This is a genomic window from Bradyrhizobium sp., assembly GCF_004799405.1.
Taxonomy (GTDB): Bacteria; Pseudomonadota; Alphaproteobacteria; order Rhizobiales; family Xanthobacteraceae; genus Bradyrhizobium.
Genome location: NZ_SSMW01000028.1, coordinates 1 through 15,339 on the forward strand (window position 1 = coordinate 1; position 15,339 = coordinate 15,339).

The 15,339-nt window shown below is 59.6% G+C and carries 16 protein-coding genes and 1 pseudogene; 9 read left to right on the forward strand and 8 right to left on the reverse strand.

Annotation, left to right across the window (positions count from 1 at the left end):
• The first annotated feature begins 171 nt into the window (after positions 1–171).
• From E7813_RS04850 to E7813_RS04860, 3 genes are all read left to right on the forward strand, one after another.
• On the forward strand, positions 172–1,155 hold the full coding sequence (locus E7813_RS04850; RefSeq protein ID WP_291571485.1) for a zinc-dependent alcohol dehydrogenase family protein: 984 nt from the start codon (positions 172–174) through the stop codon (positions 1,153–1,155).
• Between the two features lie 9 nt (positions 1,156–1,164).
• Positions 1,165–2,715 carry a bifunctional aminoglycoside phosphotransferase/ATP-binding protein gene (locus tag E7813_RS04855; RefSeq protein ID WP_291571431.1) on the forward strand — a complete coding sequence of 517 codons (1,551 nt, stop codon included), beginning with the start codon at positions 1,165–1,167 and terminating at the stop codon, positions 2,713–2,715.
• 87 nt (positions 2,716–2,802) lie between these two features.
• Positions 2,803–3,645, forward strand: a complete 843-nt coding sequence (locus tag E7813_RS04860; protein ID WP_291571486.1) for a CHAD domain-containing protein — start codon at positions 2,803–2,805, stop codon at positions 3,643–3,645.
• 13 nt (positions 3,646–3,658) lie between these two features.
• Here E7813_RS04860 and E7813_RS04865 read toward each other — a convergent pair whose 3' ends face one another.
• Both E7813_RS04865 and E7813_RS04870 read right to left on the reverse strand, forming a co-directional pair.
• Positions 3,659–5,428 carry an alpha/beta fold hydrolase gene (locus E7813_RS04865; RefSeq protein WP_291571487.1) on the reverse strand — a complete coding sequence of 590 codons (1,770 nt, stop codon included), beginning with the start codon at positions 5,426–5,428 and terminating at the stop codon, positions 3,659–3,661.
• Positions 5,429–5,586: 158 nt separating this feature from the next.
• The gene (locus tag E7813_RS04870; protein ID WP_291571433.1) at positions 5,587–5,955 is read right to left on the reverse strand and encodes a hypothetical protein; all 369 of its coding nucleotides are present in this window, start codon (positions 5,953–5,955) and stop codon (positions 5,587–5,589) included.
• Between the two features lie 203 nt (positions 5,956–6,158).
• Here E7813_RS04870 and E7813_RS04875 point away from each other — a divergent pair, with 203 nt between their 5' ends.
• Positions 6,159–6,887, forward strand: coding sequence for a CBS domain-containing protein (locus tag E7813_RS04875; RefSeq protein WP_291571434.1), 729 nt, complete (start codon positions 6,159–6,161; stop codon positions 6,885–6,887).
• A 278-nt stretch (positions 6,888–7,165) separates the two neighbouring features.
• Here E7813_RS04875 and E7813_RS04880 read toward each other — a convergent pair whose 3' ends face one another.
• Complete coding sequence (locus E7813_RS04880) at positions 7,166–7,594, reverse strand: CBS domain-containing protein (RefSeq protein WP_291571436.1); 429 nt, start codon at positions 7,592–7,594, stop codon at positions 7,166–7,168.
• A 114-nt stretch (positions 7,595–7,708) separates the two neighbouring features.
• On the reverse strand, positions 7,709–8,539 hold the full coding sequence (locus tag E7813_RS04885; RefSeq protein ID WP_291571438.1) for a universal stress protein: 831 nt from the start codon (positions 8,537–8,539) through the stop codon (positions 7,709–7,711).
• Between the two features lie 362 nt (positions 8,540–8,901).
• Between E7813_RS04885 and fixL the strand changes: the two genes are divergently transcribed.
• From fixL to E7813_RS04910, 5 genes are all read left to right on the forward strand, one after another.
• Positions 8,902–10,434 carry a sensor protein FixL gene (gene fixL / locus E7813_RS04890; protein ID WP_291571440.1) on the forward strand — a complete coding sequence of 511 codons (1,533 nt, stop codon included), beginning with the start codon at positions 8,902–8,904 and terminating at the stop codon, positions 10,432–10,434.
• Positions 10,424–11,041, forward strand: a complete 618-nt coding sequence (fixJ, locus tag E7813_RS04895) for a response regulator FixJ (protein ID WP_291571442.1) — start codon at positions 10,424–10,426, stop codon at positions 11,039–11,041. Before fixL ends, fixJ begins: the two co-directional genes overlap by 11 nt.
• Before the next feature lie 74 nt (positions 11,042–11,115).
• A complete protein-coding gene (locus E7813_RS04900; RefSeq protein ID WP_291571488.1) occupies positions 11,116–11,511 on the forward strand; it encodes a response regulator in 396 nt (131 codons plus the stop codon).
• 118 nt (positions 11,512–11,629) lie between these two features.
• Positions 11,630–12,319: a helix-turn-helix domain-containing protein gene (locus E7813_RS04905; protein WP_291571444.1), complete on the forward strand. Its 690-nt coding sequence runs from the start codon at positions 11,630–11,632 to the stop codon at positions 12,317–12,319.
• 34 nt (positions 12,320–12,353) lie between these two features.
• Positions 12,354–12,566, forward strand: coding sequence for a hypothetical protein (locus E7813_RS04910; RefSeq protein WP_291571446.1), 213 nt, complete (start codon positions 12,354–12,356; stop codon positions 12,564–12,566).
• A gap of 51 nt (positions 12,567–12,617) precedes the next feature.
• Here the strand turns inward: E7813_RS04910 and hemN are convergent, their stop codons facing one another.
• The 4 genes and pseudogenes from hemN to E7813_RS04930 all read right to left on the reverse strand — a co-directional run.
• Positions 12,618–13,970, reverse strand: a complete 1,353-nt coding sequence (hemN, locus tag E7813_RS04915; protein ID WP_291571489.1) for an oxygen-independent coproporphyrinogen III oxidase — start codon at positions 13,968–13,970, stop codon at positions 12,618–12,620.
• A gap of 11 nt (positions 13,971–13,981) precedes the next feature.
• A complete protein-coding gene (locus E7813_RS04920; RefSeq protein WP_291571448.1) occupies positions 13,982–14,467 on the reverse strand; it encodes a CBS domain-containing protein in 486 nt (161 codons plus the stop codon).
• Between the two features lie 37 nt (positions 14,468–14,504).
• Positions 14,505–14,807 carry a DUF1476 domain-containing protein gene (locus tag E7813_RS04925; RefSeq protein WP_291571450.1) on the reverse strand — a complete coding sequence of 101 codons (303 nt, stop codon included), beginning with the start codon at positions 14,805–14,807 and terminating at the stop codon, positions 14,505–14,507.
• A gap of 50 nt (positions 14,808–14,857) precedes the next feature.
• Positions 14,858–15,283 (reverse strand): annotated as a pseudogene (locus tag E7813_RS04930) (SDR family NAD(P)-dependent oxidoreductase); the annotation flags it as partial.
• Between the last annotated feature and the right edge of the window lie 56 nt (positions 15,284–15,339).

Below are 15,339 nucleotides of genomic sequence, written 5' to 3' on the forward strand. Positions count from 1 at the left end.
GTGCTCTCCTTCGGTCTCAACGATAAGTGTTTGCGGACCGCCCTTATTGATCTTCATCAAGACGATTCCCGGATAATCTGGCCCTGATGCCCCCGATCGAGGTCAATGGTTCGCCAGCTTGGCGCCGTAGGCGTTACCGCGTTCACGACGGGGTTCATTCCGGAGAAGCAAATGCGTGCGATGGTGCTTTCGGCCCCGGGCGTGCCTCTCCAAATGCAGGAACGCGCGGACCCTATCCCCGGCGAGGGGCAAATTCGCGTCAAGGTGAGCGCGTGCGGGGTCTGCCGCACCGACCTTCATGTCGTCGATGCCGAGCTTCCCGGCATCAAATATCCGATCGTCCCAGGCCATGAAATCGTCGGCCGCGTCGACCTCGTCGGCGGTAACGTCGACACGCACCGGATCGGCGATCGGGTCGGAATCCCCTGGCTCGGATACACCTGCGGTGTCTGCCGGTTCTGCAAGGAGGGTATGGAAAATCTCTGCGATCGTCCGCTGTTCACCGGATACACCCGCGACGGTGGCTTCGCTACGCACACCATCGCCGACGCGCGCTATGCCTTCCCGCTCGGCGAAGCCGGCGACGATGTTTCGATCGCGCCGCTGCTCTGCGCCGGCCTGATCGGGTGGCGATCACTGGTGATGGCGGGCAATGCCAAACGGCTCGGCATCTATGGCTTCGGCGCGGCAGGACACATCGTCGCCCAGATCGCGCGCTGGCAGGGTCGCTCGGTCTACGCCTTCACGCGAGCCGGCGACACCGCGGCGCAGGACTTCGCCCGGCGGTTGGGCGCGGCATGGGCGGGAGCCTCAGGCGAAGTGCCCGACCCGCCGCTCGATGCCGCCATCATCTACGCTCCCGCAGGAGAACTGGTGCCAGCGGCGCTGCGCGCGGTGCGCAAGGGCGGCAGGGTGGTCTGCGCAGGGATCCACATGAGCGACATCCCGAGCTTTCCTTACGACATTCTTTGGGAAGAGCGACAACTGGTGTCGGTCGCAAATCTCACGCGTCAGGATGGGCTGGATTTCCTCAAAATTGCACCGCAGGCCGGAATCCGGACCCAGACGACGGCATTCCCGCTTGTCGAGGCGAACGAGGTGCTGCAAAAGCTGTGGACGGGACAAATCCTGGGTGCCGCGGTTCTCCAACCTTAGGTCCACAGCATGACAGCCTCGACGTCAGCCGATGCCGCCGCGCAGGACCGGGTGTTCGCATTCCTGACGGACCCGGCGACACATCCCGGCGTGCAGCGGATCGATACGCACGCAGCAGCGGTTTTCCTCGAAGGGACCCGCGCCCTGAAGATCAAGCGCGCCATCCGATTCCCATACCTCGACTACTCGACTCTGGCGAAACGCAAGGCGGCCTGCGATGAAGAGCTGAGGGTAAATCGTCCGTTCGCGCCACAAATCTATCATCGGGTTGTTGCGATCACCCAAAATCCCGACGGATCCCTGAGCATCGGCGGAAGCGGAACGCCGGTCGAATTCGCGGTTGAAATGACCCGCTTCGACGAGCGTCAGACCATCGATCGTCTGGCGGAAGCCGGCGAGCCGGATCGCGAGCTCGTCGACGCCATTGCCGACGCGATCGCGGCCTCCCATGCCGTCGCGCAACCGGCGCCGGCTGAACGCTGGATCGAATCTATCTCGGCGTTCATCGATGACAATACCGCGGCATTGCGAACCGCAGCCTGCTTTCCCGCCAGCGATGTAGACGACCTCGACGGCGCGTCCCGGTCGGCGTTGTGCCGGATCCGAAAGTTGCTGGAGCAGCGCGGCAGGCAGGGATATGTGCGGCGTTGTCATGGCGACCTGCATCTGGCGAACATCGCGCTGATCGATCGCAGGCCGGTGCTGTTCGACGCGATCGAGTTCGACGCCAGCATCGCCTCGGTCGACGTGTTCTACGACCTTGCCTTTCCGATCATGGATTTTCTTCGGTACGGCCGCGGCGCTGCCGCCAACGCGCTGCTCAACCGTTATCTGGTATCGACCGCGAGCGAAACCCTCGATGCGCTTTCGGCACTTCCGCTGTTCATGTCGCTGCGATCGGCGATCCGCGCCAAGGTGCTGCTCGCGCGCATGGGCGTGAATTCCCGCGACAAGGCCGGCGTGTTGCGATCCGCATCGGCCTATTTCGAACTCGCGCGCGAAGCGATCCACCCGCCGGCGCCGACCCTGGTCGCAATCGGCGGTTTGTCCGGGACCGGAAAGTCGATGCTGGCACGCGCGCTCGCACCATCCGTCCTGCCGCAGCCGGGCGCCGTGGTGCTGCGCAGCGATGTGTTGCGCAAGCAGCTTTTCAAGATCAACGAAACCGATCGGTTGCCTGAGCGCGCTTACCGGCCGGAGATTACGGCGCAGATTTACCAAATCATGGTGCAGCGTGCTCGCCGGGCGCTTTCACAGGGCCATTCCGTCGTGGTGGACGCGGTATTCGCCGAACAGGCCGATCGAAACGCGATTTCCCAGACCGCGCGTCAGCTCAAGGTCCGGTTTAACGGCTTCTTTCTCCGGGCCGACCTTGCGACCAGACAGAGCCGGGTGGTTCGCCGGAAGCGCGATGCGTCGGACGCTACGCCCGAGATCGCCGGGCTACAGGAACAATATGATATTGGCGCGGTCGACTGGGACATCATTGATGCCTCCGGAACGCCCGAGCAGACCCTGGAGCGGTGCCAAGCCCGCATCACGCATCGTGAGGCGGCCTAGGACATGTCGCCATTGCCTAAATCAGGAGGTAAAGGCGCGTCGCGCATCGCGCGGATGCCGCGGCCGTACCCGCTGTCGAGTCCGGCGATGGCGTGCGACACGGCCTTTCGCGTGGTGGCGCGTCGCTGTCTTCTGGATTTGACGGCAAATCATGCCGCGACATGCAGAGGCGATCCCGAGGCGCTGCATCAAATGCGCGTTGCGCTCGCTCGCTTGCGAACCGCCATCTCGTTTTTCTCGCCGATGGTTTCCGATCCTCAACGAATGCGAATAAGACGCGAACTGAAGTGGCTGCACACCCATCTCGGCACCGTGCGAGACCTCGATGTCGCGATCGAGCGGATCGAGACTACCGGCAAAGTGCGACCGCAAGACTGTCGATCCTGGAAGGCAAAGCGGGCGGAGCGCCATCGGCGTCTGGCCCACGCGATTCGGTCGCCGAGATATCGGCATCTGATCAAAGATGCGTCAGACTGGGTGGAGAGCGGACCATGGGCCATCAAGAAGGGAACGCGATCCGTTGCGAGACGCGCTTTCCCGATCGCGGCATACAGCGCCGACAAATTGATGCGATGGCAGGAAAAACTTGTGAAGAAGAGCCGAAAACTGCGGGACTTGGGCGTGAAGAAGCGACATCGGCTGCGCCTGCTCAACAAGAAATGCCACTATTCGACCGAGTTTTTCGCAGACCTGTTCGGAAATGAAGGGCTGTTGCGGCAGCGGGCTGCGCTCAAGTATTTGCGTCGGGCGCAAAAGGCGCTCGGAGAGTTGAACGATGTTGCAAAAGGCCAGTCTCTCGCCGCCGCGCTGGAACGGGACGGCATTCGCGTATCGTTGCAATTTCCCGGCCGAAAGCGTCAAGAGCGATTGATACACCGCGCCGCCGCGGCCTACCGGAAACTAGCTGCCCTGAAACCGCTTCGGGTTTAGCGAGCGACGCTGGTCAAATGCGGACATAGTCGCCCGGTGCATCTGGCAAAATCTGAGCTTCTCCGCGCTCGATGCCCATCCGGGGCGGTTCGCGGAACTCGCCGGATTGCGCCGTGAGCCACCTGGCCCATTCCAGCCACCACGACCCTTCAACCTTTGGGGCCACCTTCAGCCATTCGTCCGGCCCGATATAGGCGGCGTCCGCCGCTTTCGTCCTGACCTGATAGAAATGTCCGGGTTCATCCGGCGGCGCCACGATGCCCGCATTGTGACCGCCGCTGGTCAAGAGGTACGTAACATCGGCTTCCACCTGATAATTTATCTTGTAGGTGGATTTCCAGGGCGCCACGTGATCGCGAATCGTTCCAACCACGAACATCGGCACGTGAATATCTGACAGAGCCACCGGCCTTCCTTCGACCAGATAGCGGCCTTCGGCCAGATCGTTGTCAAGGAACAGCTTGCGCAGATATTCCGAATGCATCTGGTATGGCAGGCGGGTGGCGTCGGCGTTCCAGGCCATCAGATCGCTGGGTGGCGCTCGCTCTCCCATCAGGTAGTCGCGGGTAAGTTTCGACCAGATCAGATCATTCGAGCGCAGCAACTGGAACGCGCCCGCCATCTGCGCGGTGTCGAGAACGCCGCGTTCCCACATCATGTCTTCCAGAAAAGCGACCTGGCTTTCGTTGATGAACAGGGTCAGCTCGCCTGCCTCGGTAAAATCCGTTTGCGCCGCAAGCAAGGTAACCGACCTCAACCTGTCATCTCCGTTTCGTGCCATGGTTGCGGCAGCAATCGACAGCAATGTCCCGCCCAGGCAATAGCCCAACGCATGAATCTGAACGTCCGGCACGATATCGCCGATGGTCTCGACTGCGGCTTTCACGCCAAGCTTGCGATAATCATCGAAGGCGATATTGCGATCCGCAGCCCCCGGATTACGCCATGAAATCATGAAGACGGTAAAGCCTTGCCCGGTCAGGAACTTGACCAGCGAGTTTTGCGGCGACAGGTCGAGGATATAGTATTTCATGATCCAAGCCGGAACGATCAGGATCGGCTCCGGATGCACCTTGCCGGTGGTTGGGTAATACTGGATCAGCTCGATCAGGTCGTTTCGGAATACCACCTTGCCGCGAGACACCGCCACGGTTTTGCCAACGACAAAATCCTTGTCCGAGGCCGGCTTGCCGGCGGACTGCAATTGCATCCAGTCACTGAGCCAGTTCTGCCAGCCGGACACGAAATTCTCGCCCCGGCTTCGGAAGGTCTTGTCCAGCACTTCCGGATTGGTAGCGGCGAAATTGGATGGCGCCAGCATATCGAGCACCTGCCGCACCGAGAACTCGACGATCGCCTCGTTCCGCGGTGTCACGCCGCGCACGCCGGTGGTCGCCTCGTGCCACCATTGCTCTCTCAGCAGAAAAGCCTGCGCGAGCAAATTGAACGGCGGGCGCTCCCAGTCCGGCCCGGCAAAGCGCCGATCCTGAGGCTTTGGCTTGATCAGGGACCAAGGGCTGTATTGGGGTGAAAAACAGCGAAGCGCAGCGTCGAGGAACTGTCTCGCGCCGCGCATGGCGTCCTGCAATAACTCCATTCGCCGCTGCGGCGCCGCCATCAAATGGGAGACCCAATCCATATAGGCCAGCGACAACGCGACCGGCGATACTCCCCCGGTCAGCCGTGCCAGCATGGCGTGCAAGGCGCGATCGGCTTGATACGGCTCCGGTTGCTGGTCTCGGGGAGTTGCAGTCTCCTGCGGGTTGGCCGGCTGGCCCGGCAGCGAGCCATGTGCTTTGCCATTGCCCGGGGCATGGGCGCGACAACGCAATCTTGCCTCGTCGGCCCCTGGCATGGTCGATATTGGCTGCACCGAATTCATCTCTTTCAAAACCTCGCCCCGATTGCCGGACTTCAAATTCACACCAGCCTGGACGCTAATCAGGCCGGTGGCTGGCGGTTGAACAGATTGGCTGCGGTCTCGATCATCCGCTGGCCATGTTTGAAGATGCGTTCACTGTCACGGCGAACAAAGTCGATCTGGTGTTGACCGCATTCCTTGCACATCGTGTTCAGGTTCTTGACCGAATGCGCTTCGGCCATTTTCGAGTAAAATTCACTGAACAAGTGCGTTTCGACTCGCGCCCGGTCGAGAATCTCGTTGCCGACGAAGATCAGCTCTTCAAGCATCGTTTTCTGCACGCCGAACATGAAATCCAGGACGTTCTTGTTTGTCTTGTTCACTCGCTCCACCGTTTTCGCGATCGAATCTTCGATAATCGCAGCGCCAGGTTCATAAAATTCCAGCATGATGATGATCTCCGTTTTCCGCTTTTCTCTCCGTTTTCCGTTTTCGCGTCTCTGGAAAATGATACGACTTCAATCGGTAATCCCAATTGAGTTGGATCAAGCCGGCGAATTCTCCTCACCCCTTGATCTTCCTCAAATCGCGGGCCCGCCGCCTGGAATAACCTGCAAAATGACAAGTTAATCCTGAACCAGCGGAGCCACCCATGCGCGCCCATCAGATTATGACCCGACCGGTCATCACCGTCACGCCCGAGACGACGATCGTCGAAGCCGCCAACACCATGCTGCGCCGGCACATCAGCGGGCTTCCCGTGGTTGACGCGGGCGGCAAGCTCGTCGGCATCATCTCGGAGGGTGACTTCATTCGCCGCAGCGAAATCGGCACCCAGCGCAAACGCGGCCGGTTTCTGAAATTCATTCTTGGCTCGGGAAAGGAGGCAACCGATTTCGTGCACGAGCATGGCGGCAAGGTGGGTGAGATCATGACGCCGGAACCGCTCACCATCGACGAAGGCACCGATCTCGAGAAGATCGTGGAACTGATGGAAAAGCACCATGTCAAGCGGCTGCCGGTAACGCGAGCCGACAAGCTCGTCGGCATCGTGACGCGTTCCAATCTGCTGCAGGCGGTCGCCAGCCTGGCGCGCCAGATTCCCGATCCGACGGCTGACGATGACCATATCCGCAATCGGATCATCAATGACCTGGAGAAGAAAGACTGGTGTCCGTTCGGCCTCGGCGTCACGGTGCGCGACGGCATCGTCCACATCTCCGGTGTCATCACCGAGGAGCGTTCGCGGGAAGCCACGATCGTCGCCGCGGAGAATATCGCCGGCGTGAAGAAGGTTCACGACCATCTGTGTTGGGTCGATACGATGTCCGGGATGTACCTGAACTCTCCGGAGGACGAAGGCTACGCCAAGGCAAGCTGAGATGGCCGATACCGGGTCCGCGGCGATGTTCCATCGATTTTACGTGGGCATGACGGCTGTTCCAAAGGCAGTCGCCGCACTCCGCAAGTGCTCACCAATGCTGGTTCGGATCTCTTTTCTGATGCGACACGTCTGTCGTCGTGTTGGGAAGGGCTGGAAGTTACTGACCAGCGGGATAGATCTGCGGCATTTCCCGCCGTCATGCTGTGGATAGACATAGCGCGACATTTTGCCAATTTTCCCGCGGGTTTGGCGTCACTCGCGGACATCCGTGAAATTTACGTGCCGCCACAACAGCGCTGCAATGCGCGCATCACGTCTTCGCGAGATATCATGCCGACCAACCGCTGGTCGCCTGCGATCACAGGCATGCTCCTGATGCGGTGATCGACCATGAGCTGAAGCACCCGCGTCAGTTTGGTGTCCCTGCGGACATAGATGAAGTCGGGTGTCATGATATTCGCGACGGTCTGCTTCATCAGGTTGTCATAACGCGGAACCATGGTAGCCGTCGAAAACACGAAACAGGCGAGAAAGTCGAACTTCGAAACCAGCCCAACGACTTGCGAGCTTTCTTCGACCGGATAAGCGTTGAAATCGTCCTTTTCGAATAAACCTTCGAGCTCTCGCAACGTGACATCGCGCGAAACCACCTTAACATCGGGTGTCATATGGTCGGCGACTGTCTGTTCGAGGAACGTCTGCAAAGGCCTGGTCCTTCATTCGGGCGCAAACAACATTTAACCATGCTCCGCGCACGCGATAATTGATTGAGGTCAATTCGCTTGCGGCCCCGAAAAGGGCGTCGCGGGCTCGGGGGTTCACCGCGACAGCAGCGAACAGCGATCCGACGGATTGAGAAGGCGCCTCGTCACGCCGCCGAAAACCCATTCGCGAAGCCGCGAATGACCATAGGCGCCGGCAACAACCACGCCGGCGCCGACCTCCGATGCAATTCGTTCGATTTGCTCGGCGGCGTTACCCTTCTCGGCGGGTACCTGTTCGGAAGCGACAACGCCGTGACGCGAAAGCCAGACGGCGACGTCCCTGATTCCCGACAACGCCGCCAGCCTGTTCGGCTCCTGCTCGATGATTTCGAGGACGGCGACATTCTTGGCCTGCCGAAGGATGGGCATCGCATCGACGATGGCTCGCCGGGCTTCGGGCGTATCTTTCCAGGCAATCAGGACACTTCGCAAATCCAGCCAGTTACAGGAATCGGGAACAACGAGCGCGGGCCGGCCCAGTTGCATCACCAGATCATTTGGGTTGGTCTCGGTGAAAGGATCGGCGAGTGCTTCGCCGGCCTCCCCGCCGACCACCATAATATCGGCGGCGCGCGCATGCTGAATGACAAATCTGGTCGGAAAGTCCTCAGCGGAACGCCATTCCACTGCTGCCGCCCGGTTCTGCATCGCGGCGCGAAACTGTGCTTCGACTTCGGCAACACGATTTTTGATCGCTGCCCGGCCCTGGTCAATGATTTGCTGGGCCTGCTCACCCGTCGTAAAATAAAGCGGCGGACTGAATTCACCTGCGGCTATTCCGATAGCATGCGCATTGAACCGCTCGACCAATTGCCCAGCTATCTCGAGGCGGGCATCATTCGCCCGGTCCAGCGCCAGATTGACCATCACCGTCTTATAAGTCATTCGTCCCTCCCGACGTGTATCCTGCAGTTTTCCTATTTAGCGCAGCGCTTGATGGAGATGATGAGGTAGATCAAGGAATTGACAACCGTCCGCTCGTCCTGGGTCGTTGCCTCATTGCCATTTACCGGCGCAAGTCCGCGGGCTTTATCGCGGCAGGTTGAGGTGTATCAGAACGCTCAACTTCAAGGTGAAATCAGCATTTAGTCAAAGATCACTCGGCAGTAAGCCGCCGATTTCGACTTGATCCAATACCCCAGACCGATGATCGCCAGAGGGGTTGCGGCCGCAAAGTAGTAGCCTCCAATTGAACATCTGGGTATTCTGCCGTCGCCAGAAGGGGATAACTGGCACGAAGGCGGAACGTGACCACAATCGTACATCCGGCGTCAGATGATCCTGTTCGGGACCAGCGTTTTCGGCTGGGAATCGAAGGAGCCGGCATCGGTATCTGGGATCTTGATCTTGTTACGCATGGACTGCTCTGGTCCAGTGCCGCCAGGACATTTTTTGGCGTCCCCAAAGACCTGCCCCTCACCTACGACCTGTTCCTTTCACTGCTTGAGCCGCAGGACCGCGAACGTACCGATCAGGCCATAAGGCGCTCGATCGAAACCGGCTGCACTTTTGATATGCAGTACCGGCTGGGTGGGTCTCCACCGTACCAATGGGTTCGCGTGCTTGGCAGCATCATACGGGATGAAAAGGGGGTACCGCTCCACCTCAGCGGGCTCGTAATCGAAATCAACGATCAGAAACAGATCGAAGAAACGGTTCGAATCAGGGAAAGTCACCTCCGCTCGATCCTGGAGACCATTCCCGACGCGATGATCGTGATCGACGGGACCGGTATCATGCAGTTCTTTAGCAGAGCCGCAGAACGGCAATTCGGTTATACCGCGCAGGAAGGTATCGGCAAGAATGTCAGCATGCTGATGCCACAACCGGATCGGGCACGCCACGATGGTTACCTGGCGCGCTACGAGTCGACGGGAGAACGACACATCATTGGCATCGGACGAATCGTAACCGGCCAACGCAAGGACGGCACGACGTTTCCGATGCATCTGTCGATCGGCGAAATGCAGACCGGGGGGGTTCCGTATTTCACCGGTTTTATCCGCGATCTCACCGAGCATCAGCAGACGCAGGCGCGACTTCAGGAACTGCAATCCGAGCTCGTCCACGTTTCGCGTTTGAGCGCAATGGGAGAGATGGCATCCGCACTCGCCCACGAGCTCAATCAGCCGCTTGCCGCCATAAGCAATTACATGAAGGGTTCACGCCGGCTTCTGGCTGACAATCCCGATCCCAACAGATCGAAGATTGAAAATGCGCTGGATCGTGCGGCCGAGCAGGCGATTCGCGCCGGTCAGATCATTCGGCGCCTTCGCGATTTCGTTGCGCGAGGGGAGTCGGAGAAACGTGTCGAAAGTCTCTCAAAATTGATTGAAGAGGCCGGCGCCCTCGGCCTTTCCGGCGCCCGCGAGCAGGGGGTCCAGCTTCGCTTTAACCTGAATCCAGAGTATGATTTGGTTCTGGTCGATCGGGTCCAGATCCAGCAGGTCTTGGTTAATCTGTTTCGTAATGCACTCGAAGCGATGGCTCACTCGCTGCAACGTGAGCTTATCGCATCGAACGCCAAGGTCGCGGATGACATGATTGAAGTTGCGATATTTGATACCGGCGCTGGAATCCCGGATGATGTCATGCCCAACCTGTTCCAGACCTTCTATACGACCAAGGAAACTGGCATGGGGGTGGGGCTATCGATAAGCCGTTCGATTATCGAGGCTCATGGCGGCCGGATGTGGGCCGAAGCCAATTCTTTGGGCGGCGCAACCTTTCGCTTCACGTTGCCTGCCGCATCAAATGAGAGTGTGACGAATGCTACATAGGGGAAAAGTCTATGTCATCGACGACGACGATGCGATGCGCGACTCCCTCGACTTTCTTCTCGGGGCGGCCGATTTCCACGTCACACTCTTTGAATCTGCACTGAATTTTCTCGATACTCTCCCCACCATCGATTTTGGATGCGTAGTCTCTGACGTGCGCATGCCCGGCATTGACGGCATTGAACTTTTGAAACGCCTCAAGGCCGGCGGCAGCCGGTTTCCCGTGGTGATCATGACCGGTCACGGCGATGTCCCACTTGCCGTTGAGGCGATGAAGCTTGGCGCGATGGATTTCCTTGAAAAGCCCTTCGAAGATGACCGGTTGATCGGAATGATCGAGGCGGCGCTGAAGCAGGCAGAACCGGACGTAATGAGCGAAGCGGTCACGTCAGAGATACAGTCGCGGATAGCGAGCCTCAGTCCTCGCGAGCGTCAGGTGATGGACGGCCTCATCGCCGGACTCTCGAACAAGCTGATCGCACGGGAGTACGACATCAGCCCGCGGACGATCGAGGTTTACCGGGCCAACGTGATGACCAAGATGCACGCGGCCAGCCTCTCGGAACTCGTCCGGATGGCGATGCGGGGCGGCGTATTCAAAGATTGAGCCAAGTCAAGACGCGCCCGCCCAAAATGGGCTTTCTATGGCTCATGGATCAGGCAAAAAGCTCAACCCCGGTGATGTCCCCGTCACCGCCCAAGCCCGTCGTCTACGTGGTCGACGACGACCCGGCGGTCCTCGGCTCGCTGCGATTTCTGCTGGAAACAGATGGATTCGACGTCGAGACGTTCAGGAGCGGGTCAGCGCTGCTCAATGCGGTCGCTTCGAAAAGAGCTGACTGCTTTGTGATCGACTACAAAATGCCGACAATGAACGGTATCGATCTCGTAAATCGGCTGCGTAACCGCAACATCGCCGCACCAATTATCCTCATTACCGGCTACCCCGATGACAGCATACCGACGAAGGCTGCGGTCGTTGGCGTGCATGACGTGCTGTTGAAGCCCCATCTTGAGGAGAGCCTCGTTGCCCGTATTCGGGGAGCCATTCAGGAAGCCCATCCTGGCCAACCTTGAGTAACCGGGACGACCTCCGGTAAACTACTTAAGTACTTCCCCTTAAGATATCGGACGAAATTTCCAGCCTCGACCGACCCGCGTAGACATCAGCCATCCGCTGCAAAGGAGATGGCAAATGCATACCCAACCCCTCATCCCGTCGGTTATTGGCGCCAAAATCAGCCCGGTTATCTGCCCCACAGCCGATCAGTTCGGCTTGCTCACAGGTCATGCGGGCCTTGTTGCCACGGAATTCTCCTACGGCAAGGATGCAGAAATCTACGGAGAGGACGAGCCGGCGGAATACGTCTACCAGGTTATCCAGGGAGCCGTTCGGACCTACAAACTGCTTTCCGATGGACGGCGTCAGATTGGAGCGTTTCACCTGCCGAACGATGTCTTCGGACTGGAATCGGGAACCAACCACCGGCTGGCGGCGGAAGCCATCGTCGATACCACCGTGCGCCTGGTGAAACGCCGCAATCTTGAGCAGGCGGCGGGAACTGACGTCAAGGTTGCGCAAAAGCTTTGGACCATGACCGCCGGTGATCTTCGGCATGCCGAAGACCATATGCTGCTTCTCGGGCGCAAGAGCGCCATGGAGCGGGTGGCAAACTTCCTTCTGGAGATGGACCGGCGCCTTGCCGTCACAGGCATGATGGCGCTGCCGATGTGCCGGCGCGATATCGGAGACTATCTGGGCCTGACACTCGAAACTGTATCAAGGGCCCTTTCGCAACTTCATAGTGAAGGCGTGCTCGGATTTTCCGGCGCCCGTCAAATCGTCCTTCGCAACCGCCAGCGCCTGCGCAACATGGACGCGTAAAACGGATGGGGTTGCGCTAAAAGTGGAGGTTGCAATGGCACGGTACGTCGCTCGATTTTTAAAGAATGTTCTCGGGGAAAATGGATGTGAGGCGGAAATCTGCCAACGCTCGCTTGAGGTCGAAGCTGTGTCTCAAGCGCATGCGGCGGAGGTTGCAAAGCGCATGTTCTGCGAAACCGAGAATGTAAAGAACTGGCTCATTCACGCAGATCGCGTTCAAGTCGTCGAAGCGGAATTCCCGTCTTGAATCTTAAAGCGAATTGCGTCCCGGAGGCAATCGAGACCTCGCCGGCGTAGTCTAAACTGCGCGCGAATGGATTGCGGCGGATCTTCCGATATGAGCGTCGAATGTCGATGCCACGGTACGCACGAGAAACCGCGAATCGTTCTCGACTTTCAGCTTGCCGTTCTTCATTGCGACGACGCCGTCGGATACCAGTGACGACAGTCTCGCCAGTTCCGGCGAGAGCGTTTCGCGTCCTCGCCCGTGCCGGCGGCAGACCTCGTCCAGGTCGACAGCAAAGTCGCACATGATGCGCTCGATGATTTCGGCGCGGAACTGGTCGTCGTTGGTCAACGCGTACCCCTTGGCCGTCGCCAGCCGTCCGCTCGCGATCCGCTCCGAATAATCGCGTGTCGGCACCATGTTTTGGACGTAGCCCTGGGGAAGACGGCCTATGGCGCTTGCGCCGAAGCCGAGCAGGAGATCTCCGCGGTCATCCGTGTATCCCTGAAAATTCCTGTGCAAGAGGCCATTGCGTTGAGCAACCACCAATGGGTCATCCGGCAGCGCAAAGTGGTCCAGCCCGATCGGGACATAGCCGGCGCTCTGCAGCCCATCGGCGATCGCTTCGGACTGCCGGTACCGTTCCAGGCTCCCGGGAAGGGCGGATTCGGATATCTTGCGCTGGTGCTTCTTGAACGATGGCACGTGAGCGTACCCGAACACGGAAAGGCGGTCCGGGCGTAGCGCAACGCACTGCATGACGGTCTGCACGCAGGATTCGATCGTCTGGTGCGGCAGACCGTAGATCAGGTCGAAATTGATCGCGTTAATTCCAGCCTTTCTCAGTCCATCAGTGACGGCCGCCGTCTGCTCGAACCTCTGAATCCGGTTGATTGCGCGTTGGACGACCGGATCAAAGCTTTGCACGCCAAGGCTGGCGCGGTTGACACCGCCGTAGCCCATGGCCTCGATCATTGGCGGCGTCAGCGTCCGGGGATCGATCTCCACCGCTATTTCGGCGCCCGGCAGCACGAAAAAGGAGCAGCGCAGGGATCCGACAAGATCGGCAAACAACTCGGGGGTCATGATGGTAGGGGTGCCGCCGCCGAAGTGGATGTGGGCGACCTTGGCTCTGTGCGGTATCGCCTTCGCGACCAGATCGATTTCGCAGCGAAGCGCCGCTGCGTAGACCGCGATTGGCTCGTTGCGCCGCGCCACCGAGGTATGACAGCCGCAATACCAGCACATCGAGCGGCAGAACGGGACGTGCAGATAGAGCGATGCGGTCCGGTGTTGCGAAATCGCACCAAGCCAGTTGCGATAGATATCTTCGCCGACGTTACTGCTGAAATTGGGGGCTGTTGGATAGCTCGTATAGCGTGGCAGCCGTTCCTGTCCGTAGCTTGCCGCAAGTGCCGACTTCATGATCAATCCCGTCACCGATCCGCTGCCGTTGCGGAACCGTTCTGTGCTGTCGAGCCCAGTGCGCGCGCGACCGCACGGAGCAATTCGAGGTGGCCTACGATGCCTACTACGGTCGCCCCGCAAACGACCGGAAGCTGCGCCACATGACGCGCATCCATCAACGTGACGACCTCGTCGAGAGTTGTTTCATCATCGACAAAGACAGGATCCGGGCTCATCGCTTCACGGACGAGACGCGCCCGCATCCGCCGGCGCGCCGGGGTATCCTCTTCGATGCCGAGGATTTCTTCGAGCCAATTTCCGGGCGGCGCGGCTATATCGAGTTCAACCCGATGCAGAAAATCGCTCTCGGAAATGATCCCCACCAGACTCCCCTCGTCGTCGATCACCGGCAGACCGCGTTGGTTGGTTTCCAGAAGCGAACGCGCGGCATCCAGCAACGACGCCTCGGGTTTGATCGTTGCGAACGAACGCCGCATGACATCAGATACGTTCATCGGCTCATCCTTCCAGGCTGCATCGATACCGTGCTCGTCAGGCCGAAACGCCCTGCGCGATGGCGAAAAGCGCGTCCCGCTTCTCCCGGATCTGCCGGGGATCCACGCCGTGCGCCGCGAGATCGACAACGAGCTGCTTGAAGGCGGCATCCGGCGTTCGGAGATCGGCCTCGATCAAGGCTCGCGCGTAGTCTTCGGCGGCGTTCCCCGTCTCGCCGCGCTTTTCGGCGGCCCACAATGCCAGCATGCGCAAAGCGCGCACCCGTGCCTTGAATGCACGCTCCTCGTCATGCGCGAACTTCGCTTCGAAAGCCTCTTCCCTGCGGTCAAAGCTCGTCATATTCGTTCTCCCTCGCTTAGCTCATGTATTGTCCGCCGTTGATCGACAGTTTCCAGCGCCAGTGCGCGGGTAAAGCCGAGATCCCCCGCCTTGCGACCGAACTTGCGGGTCCGCATGCCTTCAATCACCGGGCGGCACATATTGAAGAGGGCATTGAGGTCGGTGGCGATGACTGCACCCCATTGGGCCTTGGTCATCTTGTGCAGCGAGCTATCCCGGACGATCCCGGCATTGTTGACCAGCACATCGATCGGCCCGATGGCCGCTTCAACCTCGCGGATGCCGGCGGTACAGGCTTCGAAATCCGCGGCGTCCCAGCGGTACACAGCGGCTCCCGTCTTTGCCCGGAACGCTTCTGCGGCGGCGACGTTGCCGGCATAAGTCGCAGCCACCCGATACCCGGCTTGGAGCAGCGCCTCGGAAATGGCGGCGCCGATACCGCGCGTTCCGCCCGAGACCAGTGCAACTCTTGCCATCTTTCCATCCTTCGACCACCCTGCGCCGGGTGCGCGGGAGATGGTTGATAGTTAGT

What these genes read in the sequence shown, in the direction of transcription:
- E7813_RS04900 (WP_291571488.1), top strand. Translation starts at nt 11,116, where the DNA reads ATGTCCCCGTCACCGCCCAAGCCCGTCGTCTACGTGGTCGACGACGAC.
- fixJ (WP_291571442.1), top strand. Translation starts at nt 10,424, where the DNA reads ATGCTACATAGGGGAAAAGTCTATGTCATCGACGACGACGATGCGATG.
- hemN (WP_291571489.1), bottom strand. Translation starts at nt 13,970, where the DNA reads ATGAAGTCGGCACTTGCGGCAAGCTACGGACAGGAACGGCTGCCACGC.
- E7813_RS04860 (WP_291571486.1), top strand. Translation starts at nt 2,803, where the DNA reads ATGGCGTGCGACACGGCCTTTCGCGTGGTGGCGCGTCGCTGTCTTCTG.
- E7813_RS04855 (WP_291571431.1), top strand. Translation starts at nt 1,165, where the DNA reads ATGACAGCCTCGACGTCAGCCGATGCCGCCGCGCAGGACCGGGTGTTC.
- E7813_RS04910 (WP_291571446.1), top strand. Translation starts at nt 12,354, where the DNA reads ATGGCACGGTACGTCGCTCGATTTTTAAAGAATGTTCTCGGGGAAAAT.
- E7813_RS04875 (WP_291571434.1), top strand. Translation starts at nt 6,159, where the DNA reads ATGCGCGCCCATCAGATTATGACCCGACCGGTCATCACCGTCACGCCC.
- E7813_RS04885 (WP_291571438.1), bottom strand. Translation starts at nt 8,539, where the DNA reads ATGACTTATAAGACGGTGATGGTCAATCTGGCGCTGGACCGGGCGAAT.
- E7813_RS04925 (WP_291571450.1), bottom strand. Translation starts at nt 14,807, where the DNA reads ATGACGAGCTTTGACCGCAGGGAAGAGGCTTTCGAAGCGAAGTTCGCG.
- E7813_RS04870 (WP_291571433.1), bottom strand. Translation starts at nt 5,955, where the DNA reads ATGCTGGAATTTTATGAACCTGGCGCTGCGATTATCGAAGATTCGATC.
- E7813_RS04850 (WP_291571485.1), top strand. Translation starts at nt 172, where the DNA reads ATGCGTGCGATGGTGCTTTCGGCCCCGGGCGTGCCTCTCCAAATGCAG.
- E7813_RS04920 (WP_291571448.1), bottom strand. Translation starts at nt 14,467, where the DNA reads ATGAACGTATCTGATGTCATGCGGCGTTCGTTCGCAACGATCAAACCC.
- E7813_RS04905 (WP_291571444.1), top strand. Translation starts at nt 11,630, where the DNA reads ATGCATACCCAACCCCTCATCCCGTCGGTTATTGGCGCCAAAATCAGC.